Genomic DNA, 14298 nt, shown 5'->3' with positions numbered 1-14298 from the left:
CATCGGGCAGCGCCCCACCTGTGGCGGCGCTGACGGTCAGCCTGTGACGCGGGCCTGGCGCCGCCGCACTTCTTCTCGGACCGCCGGAATCACCCAGCGTCCATAGTCCACGGTGTCGTACAGCGGGTCGTAGCCACGGTTGAGGAAGGTGGTCACGCCCAGGTCGACATAGTCGAGCAGGGCCTGCGCGACCGTTTCCGGTGTGCCGACCAGCGCGGTGGTGTCGCCATAGGCACCGACTGCGGTCGCGGTCGGCATCCACAGTGCACGATCATGCCGGTCTGCACGTGCTGCAGCGGCGAGCAGGCGCTCGGAGCCGGTGCCCTTGATGCGCTTGCTCCATGGGCTGTCGGCGGCGAACTGTGGGTTGGCCTTGATCTGCGCCAGGATCTGCTCCGCTCTCTGCCAGGCCAGCTCCTCGGTGGCGCCGAGGATCAGGCGTACCGACAGGCTTACCCGCGGCGCCGCCACCCCGGCGCTGCTGGCGGCCGCCTTGAGCTTGGCGATCTGCTCGGCCACGCCACTCAACGGCTCGCCCCACAGGGCGTAGAGGTCGGCGTGCTTGACCGCGATCTGGTAGGCGATGTCCGACGAGCCGCCGAACGAGATCGGGATGTGGGGCTGTTGCAGCGGCTTGACCGGCGAGAACGCGCCCTTGATGTTGAAGTAGCGCCCCTCGAAATCGAACGGCGCTTCGGCGGTCCAGGTGCGGCGGACGATTTCCAGGTATTCGTCGGTGCGCTGGTAGCGTTCGGTCTTGTCCAGCAGGGTGTCGCCTTCCTGGGGTTCGGCGGTGATCCCGGTAATCGCGTGCAGGCGGATACGCCCGCCGCCGGTGGTGTGGTCGAGGGTGGCGAAGGCGCGCGCCGCCACGGTCGGGGCGGTGAGGGCCGGGCGGTGGGCGATCATGAAGCCCAGGCGCTCGGTGTGCGCGGCGGCGTAGGCGGCGATCTGCAAGCTGTCGGCGCTGCCGGGGCCGCTCGCGATCAGCACCCGGTCGAACCCGGCGTGCTCGTGGGCGCGGGCATGATGACGAATGAACGGCAGGTCGAAGTCGGGCGTGCGTACGCCGCGGGTCTCGGACCACTGGCGGGGAAAGATCATACCGACGAATTCGATGGACATGGCAAAGCCTCCCGGGTGTGGGGTTGAGGGTCAGAACTGGTAATCGACCTGTGCCAGCAGGGTTCGGCCCGGCATGGGTTGCAGGAAGGTGTTGGTGGAGCCGGCCAGGCCGCTGACGAAATTCAGCTCATCGGTGACGTTGAGCATGCGCAGCGTCACCCCCCACTGCGGCTGGCGGTAGTACACGGCCAGGTCGAGGTTGTATTCGTCGGGCACCTTCACCGTCTTGCTCAGGTTCAGGTACCAGCTGCTGGTCCACCAGCCGGACAGCTCCACGCCAAAGCCTGAGTCGAAGCGATAGTCCACATAGCCCCCGGCGTTGTACTCGGGGATCTGTACGGCATCGAACTTGCCCGAGGGGCGCTGGTTGAGGCTGTTGTTGTCGCCGAACACGGTGCCGTTGTCGGGAATGAATCCGGCAGAGGCGAAGCCGGCCTGGCTGGTGAACTCGTTGTAGGCGCTGATGCGGCTGAGATTGAGGCCACCGCGCAGGTGTTCGTCCTGGTAGCGCAGCGTCGCTTCCAGGCCTTTGACGATCAGCCGGGCGATGTTGTTGTTGCTGTCCGGCGCCTGGTCGCGGGCCTGGCGATAGGCCGCCAGGGTCAGGAACAACTGGTCGGGCACGGCTTCGACCTTCAGCCCAAGCTCGTGCAATACGCTCAGGCTCTGGAACGCCAGGGGGTTGAGCTGGTTGGCGCCGGTGCCGCTGCCCCAGCCCAGGCCGTTGGTGAAGAAACCGGTGTTGACCGCCAGCGAGCGGTCGAAGGTGTAGTACAGGGTGCTGTTGTCGGTGGGCTTGACGTAGGGGCTGACCTGGACCGAGAACAACCGGTAGTTGTTTGCGTCCTTGCGCTGGCTGGCGCCATTGACCACGAAGGGGTTCTCGATGCGTGCGTCGATCCAGCTGCGGCTGGCGCCGATGTTCAGGCCTGCACGTTCGCCCAGGCGCAGGTTGTGCTGGCTGAACAGGGTCTTGGTGGTCCAGGTGCTGTCGGCGGTGTACGGCGCGATGGATTCGGCGTACAGGCCATGCCCGGCCGGGTACATGGCCGGCAGGTTGAGCCAGCCGTAGAGATTGGAGAACTGCGCCACACCGGGCTGGCCGATCCAGGCCGCGTTGCCGCCGGCGGGGTTGCGACCGGCGAGGCCGAGCAGGTCGCCTGGGTTTTTCAGGCGCGGGTCCTGGGTCAGGTCGTAGGCGTTGATGGTCGAGCCGAAGCTGTTGTTGGCGGCGATCGACTGGTTCGATTCGCGGCGATAGATCAGGCCGCTGTTGCTGTCGTCGACCAGGGTCAGGCCGCCGAGCTGCCATTGCCCGCGGGCGCGGAACTCGAAGCGGTTGTCGAAGATGTCGTCCTTGCCCTGGACCTGGAAGGCGCCTACCGCATCGGTGGTGTCGGTGGAGTGCTGGTAGAAGGTGCTGTTGGTCAGGGTAATCGACGGTGTCAGCTCTCCTTCGATGCGCAGTTGCGTGGTGAAGCGTCTTGAGCGGTTCTCATCCTGGGCGCGCTGGCCGGTCTGCGACGACAGCGAGGTCAGGCCGTTGCCTTCCAGCGACGGGTCGTAGACCCAGCCGCGCAGGCTGCCGGGGTTGGCCTGGGTGTTGGGCGACGCGCCCTGGAAGCTGCCGTTGACCACCGAATACTGCCCTTGGGCATTGCGCTGGCGTTGCACCCAGCCCAGCACCTGGGCGTCGCTGGCACCGGAGGACAGCACCGGCGACCACAGCGTATTGCCGTTCTGGATGATCGGTGTGGCGCGGCCGGCGTAGTACTTGCCGTGGTCGACCAGGTCCTGGGTGGCGCGGTTCCAGCCGTGGGTGATGTTGTAGTCGTAGTAATCGTCGTAGGCGGCGTTCCAGTCCACCCGCACATGGTCGTTGCGAAAGGCCAGGGCGCCGTAGAAGGCGTCGAAGTTGTTCTCGACGTTGTCGTAGAAGTCTTCCTGGCGCTGGCGGGTGATGCTGACCCGGTAGGCGAGGTTGTCGCTGATTGGGCCTGTGTTGTCGATGCTGAATTTGGTCGCATCGCGCGATTCGCCGTCGGGGATCCAGCTGCCGATTTCACCGGAGAGCTTGGTGCGAAAACGTTCGAAGTCGGGCTTCTTGCTCAGGTAGTTGACGTAGCCGCCGCTGCCGCTGACCGAGCCGTAGGTGACCGACGAGGGGCCGGCCACGATGTCGGCGCCCTCATAGGCGTTGAAGTTGGCAGGGTGGCGTACGCCATAGGCGCGCTGGCCGTCCTGGAACACTTCGCTGTTCTGGCCGCGCATCTGCGGGGCGATACCGGCGTTCTGGCCGCCGCCGCGGGTGATGCCGGGGGCGTACTTGACCAGGTCGTCGGCACTGCGGATCGGGTCGCGAGCCAGTTGCTCGGCGTTGACCTGGGTGACCGAACGTGGGGTGTCGAGCACCTTGGCTTCGAGGCCGCCGTAGATCGATGAGGGTGGGCGAGTGGGCAGGGCGTCGTCGTCGGGTTGTTCGGCCTGGACGGTGACGGTTTGCAGGACCGTGTCGTCGGCCAGCAACGGGGTGCTGGCCAGGGCCAGCAGGGCGAATGCAGGGTGCAGGGCTGCGCGGGGCATGGAGTGGGCCTCGTTCGGGTAGGGTGGAATGGAGGTGGGGCGCAGCCGCGCCTGCGGTTGTTTTTGGGGTTATGTGGGGGGTGTGCCGGCCCTATCGCGGGACAAGTCGGCGCGCCAAACCGCCGCTCCCACAGGTACCCCGTGGTCTGGGAGATCGGTGGGGTATCGGTGGGAGCGGGCTTGTCCCGCGATAGGGCCGGCCCAGACAGCGCGTGATCATGACTTGAGCCACAAACTTTCGAACCGCCAGGTACTGAACAGCGAGCGCTCCGGCTGCGCCCCGCCGACGCGGTTGCTGACGCTGTCGAGCAGGTCGGCGTAACCCCAGATCAGCATCCCGCCGCGCTGGTACTGGATCTCTTGCGCGCGGTGCACCAGCACTTTGCGCTTCTCCAGGTCCGGCTGGGCCATGGCGGCGAGAAACGCCTCGCTGAATTGCGCGTCGTGGAAGTGGGTCTTGTTGGTCACCGCGAACGGCGCATCGGTATGGATGGCGCTGGCCAGGAACGGCGCACCGATGCTGCCCCCGGTGCTCAAGGTCCAGTCGTCGCGCTGCGGCCCCTGGAACGTTGCCAGGTCAACCTGGCGCACCTTGAGGGTGACGCCGATGCGTTTGGCCTGCTCGGCCAGTACCAGCGCCGAGGCGAGTCCCGGCCCGGGTGTGGTCACCAGCTCCACCTCCAGCTGTTCGTGGCCTGCCTCGCGCAGCAACTGCGCGGCCCGCTGCGGGTCGTGCGGCCGCGGGCCGAGGGCGTTGTTGAAGGTTGGGTCGAAGGGGGCGTACAGGTCATTCGCCACGCGACCCTGACCGTTCAGCGCACGGCGTACCAGCTCCTCACGGTCAGCCAGCAGGCGGAAGGCCTCGCGTACCCGTGGGTCGTCGAACGGCGCCTTGGCGGTGTTCATGTCGAACGACAGCCAGTTGCCACTCACCGACTTGAGCAGGGTCAGCCGCGGGTCGGCCTGCAGCACCTGCAGGTGCTCGGTGGACATGACATTGGCCATGTCGATCTGCCCGGCGCGCAGGGCCGCCAGGCGCCCGGTCTGATCCTTGAAGTCGATGATCTCCAACTCGTCCGCGTAAGGCTTGTTCGGCTTGAAGTAGTTGTCGAAACGGGTGAACAGCGAGCGTTGCCCAGGGGTAAAACTCTTGAGCTTGAACGGCCCGGCGCCGACTGGATTGCTGACCGGATGGTAGTCCACCGGCACGATGCCGCCGAAATTGACCCAGGTCTCGGGCAGCGGCAGGTAGCTACGGCCTTCGCGAAAACGCAGGCGCACAGTGCGCTCGTCGAGCTTCTCCAGATGGTCACGATCGACCCAGTGCAGCAGCGCCGCATAGGGCGAGGCCAGTTGCGGATCGGTGAGGCGGCGGATGGAGAAGATCAGGTCGTCGGCATCGATGGTCTTGCCATGGTGGAACTCCAGGCCCTGCTTCAGGCGCAGGGTCCAGCCGCTGGCATCGGCGTTGGGCTCGGCGAACTCGGCCAGGGCCAGGCGCGGCTGCATCTGCTCGTCCCATTCCCACAGTTTGCTGTACAGCGCAAAGCCTCGCACGATGCCGCTGCCGATGGGCTTGTGGGCGTCGAGGTTGCCGCTCTGGTTGCCGTCGATGATACCCAGGCGCAGGCGCCCGCCGTGGCGTGGCTGGTCGGCGACTGCGGTGGCCGGGCTGTCGCTGGGGCCGCAACCGACCAACAGCCCGCCCGCTAGCACGCCGGTATGGCCGAGGAAGCTGCGCCGGCTCAGGGGGTAACCGTCCCTGGTCATGGGCTCAGGCTCCGTTGGCCGCGTGCAGTTGCACGGGCGTTTCAGGCAGGCGGGCGAGGGCGGCGCGCTCGCCACGGAAGTGCGGCAGGATGTGCTCGCCGATCCGATAGGCCTCTTCCAGGTGCGGGTAGCCGGCGAGGAAGAACAGGTCGATGCCGATGGCGTTGTACTCGCGGATCCGCGCCACCACGTTCTCGTAGCTGCCGACCAGGGCGCAGCCGGGTGGGATGCCGATGTAGCCGAAGCCGGTCCAGACATTGGGATGGATGAAGAAGTCGTCGATGCCGGGGGTATCGCCCTTGTCGGTAAAGCCTTGCTCGTAGCTGAGCTTGCGTGCCGTGCGCAGGCCAGCGTGGGCGGCCCTGGCCTTGACCGCGCCCTTGGCGATGCCTTCGTCGAAGAAGCGCTGCGCCTCGGCGCGGGCCAGGGTCTCGGTCTCGCGGGCGATCACATCGATCGATAGGCCGAAGCGGATGTCGTTGCGTCCGTACTTCAATGCGCGGGCGCGGATGTCGGCGATCAGCGCGGCGATTTCGTCCGGGTGCTCGGCGCGCATCAGGTAGAAGTCGGCATGCTTGGCGGCGAACTCACGCGCCGCGACCGACGAGCCGGCGGTGCAGATCAGCGGCAACTCGGCCTTCCTCAGCGGCCCGCGCAGGCCACCGCCGTCGGCGTGGTAGTACTTCCCGTCGTAGTGGAACTGCTCGTTGTGCCAGTAACCCCTGACGACATCCATGAACTCGGTGGCGCGCGCATAACGGTCATCGTGGCTTTCGTAGTCGCCGACCTGGCGCTGGATCGCGTCCGAGCCGCCGTTGATGATGTTCCAGACCAGGCGGTTGCCGGTGGCTCGCTGGTAGGTCGCCGCCTGCTGCACCGCGACCCAGGGCGTGTAGTGATAGGGCTGGAAGGCTGTGACGAACTTCAGTGTCCGGGTCTCGCGGGCCAGCAGCGAGCACACCGTCCAGGGCTCCTCGCCGCTGGGGGCGTTGACCATCAGCGCGCCGCCGAAGCCGTTGATCTCGGCGGCGCGGGCCACCTGGCCGAGGTAGTCGATGTAGGTGAAGTGATCACCCACGGCGAACCCCGATACCGCGCCGGTGCTCGGCCCGCCCGGGTGCCAGTCGCCGCGGTTGCGGCTGTCGCCGGGAAGAAACTGCGTTTCGCCATGCAGTGGCAGGCGGGTGAAGAACTCGATGCTCATGTCGGGCCTCCTTTACTGGACTGTCGGTTTGCAGATCGGGGTGATGGGTTCGCCGTTGATGACTTTGTGGGCGAAGGGGATCGAATCCTTGAGCGAGGCGTTGACGGTCTCGCTGTGGCCCAGGCCCTTGTACAGGTGGCCTTCGACGATGGAGCCGGCGTCGCAGGCGTCCTGCATCAGCTTGGCCTGGCTGGCGGCGGTGGGGGTCTGGTCCTCGGCGCCGGTGCCGATGAAGATCGGCTGCGCCAGCTTCAGCGTCGGGTAGGAGACCTGCGCCAGCCATGGCTTGAGCTTGTCGCCCTGGTAGTCCTTCTTGGAGTTGGCGGTGGTAAGGCCGGTACCGACCACGTCGCTGACCAACGATGACAGGCAGCTGCTGCGGGCCTGCTCGAACAGTGGCAGGGCCTTGTCGGTGTAGTGATCGCGAGGGTCGATGCTCGGGTCGTACTGCTGCGCGGCGAGCAAGGTGTAGAAGCCATAGGCCAGGGATGGGTCGACCTTGTTGTTGTCCCGTTCACCGACGTTCTTCGAGCCGACGGTGTAGATCACTCCGGTGCCGATGCTGCCTCTGACGCCCAGCTCCGGCGCGTAGGTGGCGGCATAGGCGCCTGCGGCGAAGGCACCGGCGCCGCCCTGGGACTGGCCGACGATCAGCACCTTGTCGGCCAGGCCCGGCACGCCGTGCACCACGGCACGCGCGGCGTCGAGGATGCCGTAGGCCGCGGTGCGGTTGTTCAGCAATGGGTGACCACCGGGCACGCCCAACCCTTGGTAGTCGGTGGCGACGATGGCGAAGCCCTCCTTGAGCCAGCGGTCGAGGTATTGCACGTCACGGTAGGAGCGCCCGGCCCAGGATGGCGCGCAGATGTCGGCGACGCCGACCGTGCCGTGGCCCCAGCTCAGCACCGGCCAACCGCCGGCGGGAGCCTTGCCCTTGGGGATGAACAGCGCCCCGGAAACCACGACCGGGGTCTTGCCGTCGCGTCCGTCCAGCGAGCTGTAGAGAATCCGCTGGGCGCTGGCGGCGCTGGGCAGGCTCAGCGTCTGCTCCAGCGGCTCGCTGCGTAGCAGCTTGCCGGGGGCGGCGGGGATCACTTCGCTCCAGCTGTAGAACGCCGAGACACGGCCGTCGCCTTGCTGCGGGTCGGGCTTGGGGGCGTAGGTCGGGGCGGCCAGGGCGCTGATCGAAAAGGCCAGGGCGCTAAGGCTGAAGACGAGGGTGGCAGGCAGTTTCATGGACGGGTCTCTTTTCGGAAATTCAGGGTTGTTTGCTCAATTGCGTGGCGACCGCAGGCCAGTAGCCGGTGAGCTGCAGGTCTTGCAGGGCCTGGCGGGTGAAGTGGGTGGCGAGGTCGTGGCGAATGTCGTAGGGCGTGCGGATCAGCCGGTTCTCCAGGGCGTAGCGGGCCAGGGCCTGGTAATGGGCTTCGAGCTGGGCGTCGGTCTTCGGTGCCCAGCGGTCTTTCCAGGCCACCGGGTCGTCCTGGTCATCGCGGCGCAGCACGCTTTCGGCAATGCCGGCGCGAGAGGAGAGCGTGTAGTAGGCGTCGCGGTTCTCTGCCTGGGAGATCCACCAGGCGGCCTTGACCCAGGCGGTGGCGACCAGTTGGGTGAGGTCGGGGTGCTGCTCGACGAACAAATCGGTGCCGAACAGGTCGGAGACCAGGCGCCAGTCGTTGGCGCCTTGCTTGGTCGACCAGAGAATGCGCGCCACGCCTTTGTCTTCCAGGGCATAGGCTTCGTTGAGCAGCACGGCGGCATCGACCTTGCCGGCGGACACCGCGGCGGCGCCAACCTGCGGGTTGAGGTTGGCGATCTTGAAGTCGGCCAGGCTCAGGCCCTGGCTGTGCAGGAAATTGCTGAAGGCGAACTCCCACGGACGGCCACGGTGCAGGGCCAGGCGCTTGCCCTTGAGGTCCTGGATGCTGCGCACTGGCGAGTCGGTGGGCACGACGAGGTAGATGTTGTTGCCGCTGCCACCGGGCACGACCAGCTTGCCCGGCACGCCACCGGCACCGGCGATCACGGTCGGCAGGTCGCCGCGCACGGCGAAGTCCAGGCTGTTGTTGCTGAAGCCCTCGTTGATCTGCGGACCGGCGCCGGCGTGGGGCAGGGCGACCCATTCGAGCTTGACGCCGCGCTCGGCCAGTTGTTGTGCCAGCCAGCCCTCTTCGATGACCCGGCCAGGGATGCCGCCGAATACCGGCGCGCCGCCCTGGGTGAAGGCGACGATGGCGATGCGCACGGCGGGCGGGGCTTCGGCGGCGATGGTGGAGAAGCTCAGTAGCAGGCCGGTGAGCAGGGCCAGGGCGTGACGCCAGGGGGTGTTCATATGCGGCTCCAGGAGGTGGTGGTGCGGTCGGGGCTGCGGTGCAGCCCATCGCGGGGCAAGCCCGCTCCCACAGGTACCGCGCGGTTCTCAGGACCTGCGCTGAACCTGTGGGAGCGGGCTTGCCCCGCGATGGCCGCACAGCGGCCCCAACCACCAACAGGGTGTTACCTCCCCTTGAGCGAAATGCATGCCAGCACCGGCCCGGATCCGCTCCAGCCCCGGTGGCACTAGGCCTTCAGGCCCTCAACCCAGAGCCCTCGCGATGGCCTGGCTGCTGATCCCTGCGCAGGCCATTGCTGGCCCGCTGCTGCTCCAGCAGCAATCGAGGTGTTGATTTTTTCAATATGTTAATTTCGAATATATAAATATTTATTAATAATTTTTGGGTCTAAATTTATTCGTGCACTATGAGGGCGCGCTTCAACTGCCAGGAATGCATCATGTCGCTGATCACTCACCCCAATGCCCGAGAGCTGACCAAGTCGGTACGTGCCACCGTGCTCGTCTTCAAGGACCCACGCTCGCAGGAGCTGCTCAGCCGCATCGAGCGCCTGGCCCCGAGCGAGGCCAACACCCTGATCATCGGCGAGACCGGCACCGGCAAGGAGCTGGTTGCCCGCCACATCCATCACCTGAGCCGCCGTGGCCGTGAGCCGTTCGTAGCGGTCAACTGCGGCGCTTTTGCAGAAACCCTGGTGGAGAGCGAACTGTTCGGCCACGAAAAGGGTGCCTTCACCGGCGCAACCTCGAACAAGGCCGGCTGGTTCGAGGCCGCCAATGGCGGCACGCTGTTTCTGGATGAAATCGGTGACCTGCCGTTGAACATGCAGGTCAAGCTGCTGCGCGTACTGCAGGAGCGCGAGGTTGTGCGCCTGGGCTCACGCACGCCGATCCCGATCAACGTGCGGCTGGTGGCGGCGACCAACGTCAACCTGGCCGACGCGGTGGTGGCCGGGCATTTTCGCGAGGACCTGTTCTACCGTCTGCACGTGGCGACCATCCGCCTGCCGCCACTGCGCGAGCGACCTGGGGATATCCTGCCGCTGGCCGAATTCTTCATCGAAGAGCACTGCCGACGCCTGGGCTATGACCGCGCGTCACTGAGTCTCGAGGCTGAGCGCAAGCTGCTGGCGCATAGCTGGCCTGGCAACATCCGCGAGCTGGAAAACGCCATCCATCACGCGCTGCTGGTGTGCAGGCAGCAGGTGGTGGCACCGCAGGACCTGCACCTGGTGGACATGCGCCCGCAGGCGGTGTTGCCGGGAGAAGTGGCCGTGACGGCAGGATTGCCAGCAGCGGCAGCGGCGCCGGTGAGCCTGGAAAGCGCACTGCTGGCGCTGTTCGAGCAGAACGTGCCGAACCTGTACGAGCATATCGAGGAGACGGTGTTTCGCGCCGCCTACCGCTACTGCCATGGCAACCAGTTGCAGACTGGGCGTTTGCTCAATATCAGCCGCAACATCGTGCGGGCGCGGTTGGAGAAGATCGGTGCGCTGGGGAAAGCCGGGTAGCCGAGGCTTGCTCGGCATGGGCCGCGGGGTGCCTGAGCACCCCACGCAGCCCGCTTAGCCTTCGTAGCCCAGATTCGGCGCCAGCCAGCGCTCGCTCACGCTGACATCCTGGCCTTTGCGGGCGCTGTAGCTGTCGATCTGATCCTTCTCCACCTTGCCGACGGCAAAGTACTGCGCCTGCGGATGGGCGAAGTACCAGCCGCTGACCGCCGCCGCCGGGAACATCGCGAAGTGCTCGGTGAGGAACACGCCGCTGGGGCCGGTTTCGCCGATGGCCGTGCCATCGAGCAGGCGGAACAGGGTCTCTTTCTCGGTGTGATCCGGGCACGCCGGATAGCCCGGGGCAGGGCGGATGCCGCTGTACTGCTCCTTGATCAGCGCATCGTTGTCCAGTTGCTCGTCCTTGGCATAACCCCAGTAGTCTTTGCGCACCCGCTCGTGCAGCCATTCGGCGCAGGCCTCGGCCAGGCGGTCGGCCAGCGCCTTGACCATGATCGAGCTGTAGTCGTCGCCCTTGTCCTGGTAGGCCTTGGCCACTTCCTCGGCACCGATGCCGGCGGTGGTGATGAACCCGCCCACATAGTCGCTGATGCCACTGTCCTTCGGTGCGACGAAGTCGGCCAGCGACCAGTTCGGCTTGCCGTCGGGCTTGATGGTCTGCTGGCGCAGGTGGTGCAGGGTGGCCAGCGGCTTGCCGTCGTCGCCATAGACTTCGATGTCATCATGCGCGACCTGGTTGGCCGGCCAGAAACCGAACACCGCGCGGGCGCTGATGAGTTTTTCACTGATCAGCTTCTCGAGCATGTCGCAGGCGTCCTGGTACAGCGCGGTAGCCGCTTCGCCGACCACCTCGTCGGTGAGGATGCGCGGGAACTTGCCCGCCAGGTCCCAGGAGATGAAGAACGGTGTCCAGTCGATGTACTTGGCCAGTTCGCGCAGGTCGATGTCCTCCAGCACCTTGACGCCGGTGAAGGAGGGCACTGCTGCCTGGTAGTTGGCCCAGTCGTACTGCGGCTTGGCGGCGATCGCCTGCGCATAGCTCAGACGCTCGGTGCGGGCGCTGCGGTTGGCGGTGCGCTCGCGCACTTCCACGTACTCCTGGCGGGTCTTCTCGACGAAGCCAGGCTTGAGCTCCTTGGACAGCAATTGCGTGGCCACGCCCACGGCGCGCGAGGCGTCGGTGACGTAGACCACCGCGTCGTTGGCGTACTTGGGTTCGATCTTCACCGCGGTGTGCGCCTTGGAGGTGGTGGCGCCGCCGATCATCAAGGGCAGGTGGAAGTCCTGGCGCTGCATCTCGCGGGCGACGTGGACCATCTCGTCCAGCGACGGGGTGATCAGGCCGGACAGGCCGATGATGTCGCAATTCTGCTCGCGGGCGGTCTGCAGGATCTTCTCGGCCGGGACCATCACGCCCATGTCGACGATGTCGTAGCCGTTGCAGCCCAGCACCACGCCGACGATGTTCTTGCCGATGTCGTGCACGTCGCCCTTGACCGTAGCCATGAGGATCTTGCCCTTGGCTTCGGGCTTGTCGCCTTTTTCGGCCTCGATGAACGGGATCAGGTGGGCCACCGCCTGCTTCATCACCCGCGCGGACTTGACCACTTGCGGCAGGAACATCTTGCCCGCGCCGAACAGGTCGCCGACCACGTTCATGCCGCTCATCAGCGGGCCTTCGATGACTTCGATGGGGCGCGACGCTTGCTGGCGGCACTCCTCGGTGTCTTCGACGATGTAGGCGGTGATGCCCTTGACCAGCGCGTGTTCCAGGCGCTTGTCCACGGGCATCGAGCGCCACTCTTCGTTTTCCACTTCCTTCGCCGCGCCGCCACCCTTGTAGTCGTCGGCGATGGCCAGCAGGGCGTCGGTGCCTTCAGGGGTGCGGTTGAGCACCACGTCCTCGACCTTCTCGCGCAGTGCCGGCGGGATCTCGTCGTAGATCTCCAGCTGGCCTGCGTTGACGATACCCATGGTCAGGCCGTTCTGGATGGCGTGGTAGAGGAACACCGAGTGGATCGCCTCGCGCACCGGGTTGTTGCCACGGAACGAGAACGACACGTTGGACACGCCGCCGCTGGACAGCGCGTAGGGCAGGTGGTCACGGATGTAGGCGCACGCCTCGATGAAGTCGACGGCGTAGTTGTTGTGTTCCTCGATGCCGGTGGCGACGGCGAAGATGTTCGGGTCGAAGATGATGTCTTCGGGCGGGAAGCCCACTTCGTTGACCAGGATGTCGTAGCTGCGCTGGCAGATCTCGCGTTTGCGTGCCGCGGTGTCGGCCTGGCCGACCTCGTCGAAGGCCATCACCACCACGGCGGCGCCGTAGCGCTTGCACAGCCGGGCGTGATGCTTGAACTGCTCGACGCCTTCCTTCATGGAGATCGAGTTGACGATGCCCTTGCCCTGGATGCACTTCAGGCCCGCTTCGATCACCTCCCACTTGGAGGAGTCGATCATGATCGGTACGCGCGAGATGTCCGGCTCGCCGGCGATCAGGTTGAGGAAGCGGACCATGGCGGCCTGGGAGTCGAGCATCCCTTCGTCCATGTTGATGTCGATCACCTGGGCGCCGGCCTCGACCTGCTGCAGGGCGACCTCCAGGGCTTCGGTGTAGTTTTCCTCGCGGATCAGCCGGGCGAACTTGGCGGAACCTGTGATGTTGGTGCGTTCGCCGACGTTGACGAACAGCGACTGGCGATCGATGGTGAACGGTTCCAGGCCCGACAGGCGGCAAGCCTTGGGAATGTCCGGAATGGCCCGCGGCGGGTACTTGGCCACGGCCTCGGCGATGGCCTTGATATGCGGCGGGGTAGTACCGCAGCAGCCGCCGATGATGTTGAGGAAACCGCTGGCGGCGAACTCCTCGACCACGGCGGCCATTTCCGCCGGGGTTTCGTCGTATTCGCCGAAGGCGTTGGGCAGGCCGGCGTTGGGGTGCGCTGACACGTGGGTGCCGGCCTTGGTCGACAGTTCTTCCAGGTACGGACGCAGGTCCTTGGCACCCAGGGCGCAGTTCAGGCCGACCGAGATCGGGTTGGCATGGCGCACCGAGTTCCAGAAGGCTTCGGTGGTCTGACCCGACAGGGTGCGGCCGGAGGCGTCGGTGATGGTGCCGGAGATCATGATCGGCAGTTCGATGCCGTCATCCTCGAACACCTGCTGCACGGCGAAGATCGCCGCCTTGGCGTTGAGGGTGTCGAAGATGGTCTCGATCAGGATCAGGTCGGCGCCGCCTTCGATCAGACCGCGAGTGGCCTCGATGTAGTTTTCCACCAGCTCGTCGAAGGTGACGTTGCGGTAGCCGGGGTCGTTGACGTCCGGGGAAATCGAGCAGGTGCGGCTGGTCGGGCCGAGCACGCCGGCGACGAAGCGCGGGCGGTCGGGGGTTTCGAGCGTCTTGGCGTCGGCTACCTGGCGTGCGATGCGCGCGCCCTCGACGTTGAGCTCGTACACCAGCGCTTCCATGCCGTAGTCGGCCTGGGAAATCTGCGTGGCGTTGAAGGTGTTGGTCTCGAGAATATCGGCTCCGGCGTCCAGGTAGGCCTTCTCGATGGCGGCGATGACATCGGGCTGGGTGAGCAGCAGCAGATCGTTGTTGCCTTTAACATCGCTTGGCCAATCGGCGAAGCGCGTGCCACGATAGTCGTCTTCCTCGAGGCGGTAGCTCTGGATCATAGTACCCATGCCGCCGTCGAGAATCAGGATGCGCTCCTTGAGGGCATGCTGGAGTGCTTGGAGACGAGCGCTGCGGTCGGACATGAGAACTACCT

The 14298-nt window shown here is 65.9% G+C and carries 8 protein-coding genes; 1 reads left to right on the top strand and 7 read right to left on the bottom strand.

Translation table 11 applies throughout. The features are described from left to right. Positions 1 to 36 precede the first annotated feature (36 nt). The 6 genes from AB688_RS16150 to AB688_RS16125 all read right to left on the bottom strand — a co-directional run bounded on the left by AB688_RS16150 (position 37) and on the right by AB688_RS16125 (position 9014). Positions 37 to 1125 carry an LLM class flavin-dependent oxidoreductase gene (locus AB688_RS16150; RefSeq protein ID WP_054890846.1) on the bottom strand — a complete coding sequence of 363 codons (1089 nt, stop codon included), beginning with the start codon at positions 1123 to 1125 and terminating at the stop codon, positions 37 to 39. Positions 1126 to 1155: 30 nt separating this feature from the next. Next, positions 1156 to 3708: a TonB-dependent receptor plug domain-containing protein gene (locus tag AB688_RS16145; protein ID WP_063545108.1), complete on the bottom strand. Its 2553-nt coding sequence runs from the start codon at positions 3706 to 3708 to the stop codon at positions 1156 to 1158. A gap of 216 nt (positions 3709 to 3924) precedes the next feature. After that, the gene (locus AB688_RS16140) at positions 3925 to 5478 is read right to left on the bottom strand and encodes an ABC transporter substrate-binding protein (RefSeq protein WP_063545107.1); all 1554 of its coding nucleotides are present in this window, start codon (positions 5476 to 5478) and stop codon (positions 3925 to 3927) included. Between the two features lie 4 nt (positions 5479 to 5482). Then, the gene (locus tag AB688_RS16135) at positions 5483 to 6682 is read right to left on the bottom strand and encodes an LLM class flavin-dependent oxidoreductase (RefSeq protein ID WP_063545106.1); all 1200 of its coding nucleotides are present in this window, start codon (positions 6680 to 6682) and stop codon (positions 5483 to 5485) included. Positions 6683 to 6694: 12 nt separating this feature from the next. Then, entirely contained in the window at positions 6695 to 7918 is a 1224-nt protein-coding gene (locus AB688_RS16130) for a lipase family protein (protein WP_063545105.1), read from the bottom strand. A gap of 22 nt (positions 7919 to 7940) precedes the next feature. Further along, positions 7941 to 9014 (bottom strand): ABC transporter substrate-binding protein, encoded by a 1074-nt coding sequence (locus AB688_RS16125; protein WP_063545104.1) that lies wholly within the window; start codon positions 9012 to 9014, stop codon positions 7941 to 7943. Between the two features lie 440 nt (positions 9015 to 9454). Between AB688_RS16125 and AB688_RS16120 the strand changes: the two genes are divergently transcribed. Further along, positions 9455 to 10525, top strand: a complete 1071-nt coding sequence (locus tag AB688_RS16120) for a sigma-54 interaction domain-containing protein (protein ID WP_063545103.1) — start codon at positions 9455 to 9457, stop codon at positions 10523 to 10525. Between the two features lie 54 nt (positions 10526 to 10579). Here the strand turns inward: AB688_RS16120 and metH are convergent, their stop codons facing one another. Next, the gene (gene metH / locus AB688_RS16115; protein WP_054890839.1) at positions 10580 to 14287 is read right to left on the bottom strand and encodes a methionine synthase; all 3708 of its coding nucleotides are present in this window, start codon (positions 14285 to 14287) and stop codon (positions 10580 to 10582) included. Positions 14288 to 14298: the final 11 nt, after the last annotated feature.

The sequence above is a fragment of the Pseudomonas putida genome (assembly GCF_001636055.1).
Classification (GTDB): domain Bacteria; phylum Pseudomonadota; class Gammaproteobacteria; order Pseudomonadales; family Pseudomonadaceae; genus Aquipseudomonas; species Aquipseudomonas machongensis.
The sequence above is the reverse complement of the archived record's forward strand: the minus strand, read 5'-3'. Positions and strand labels throughout refer to the sequence as shown.

What these genes read in the sequence shown, in the direction of transcription:
- AB688_RS16125 (WP_063545104.1), bottom strand. Translation starts at nt 9,014, where the DNA reads ATGAACACCCCCTGGCGTCACGCCCTGGCCCTGCTCACCGGCCTGCTA.
- AB688_RS16145 (WP_063545108.1), bottom strand. Translation starts at nt 3,708, where the DNA reads ATGCCCCGCGCAGCCCTGCACCCTGCATTCGCCCTGCTGGCCCTGGCC.
- AB688_RS16140 (WP_063545107.1), bottom strand. Translation starts at nt 5,478, where the DNA reads ATGACCAGGGACGGTTACCCCCTGAGCCGGCGCAGCTTCCTCGGCCAT.
- AB688_RS16120 (WP_063545103.1), top strand. Translation starts at nt 9,455, where the DNA reads ATGTCGCTGATCACTCACCCCAATGCCCGAGAGCTGACCAAGTCGGTA.
- AB688_RS16150 (WP_054890846.1), bottom strand. Translation starts at nt 1,125, where the DNA reads ATGTCCATCGAATTCGTCGGTATGATCTTTCCCCGCCAGTGGTCCGAG.
- AB688_RS16130 (WP_063545105.1), bottom strand. Translation starts at nt 7,918, where the DNA reads ATGAAACTGCCTGCCACCCTCGTCTTCAGCCTTAGCGCCCTGGCCTTT.
- AB688_RS16135 (WP_063545106.1), bottom strand. Translation starts at nt 6,682, where the DNA reads ATGAGCATCGAGTTCTTCACCCGCCTGCCACTGCATGGCGAAACGCAG.
- metH (WP_054890839.1), bottom strand. Translation starts at nt 14,287, where the DNA reads ATGTCCGACCGCAGCGCTCGTCTCCAAGCACTCCAGCATGCCCTCAAG.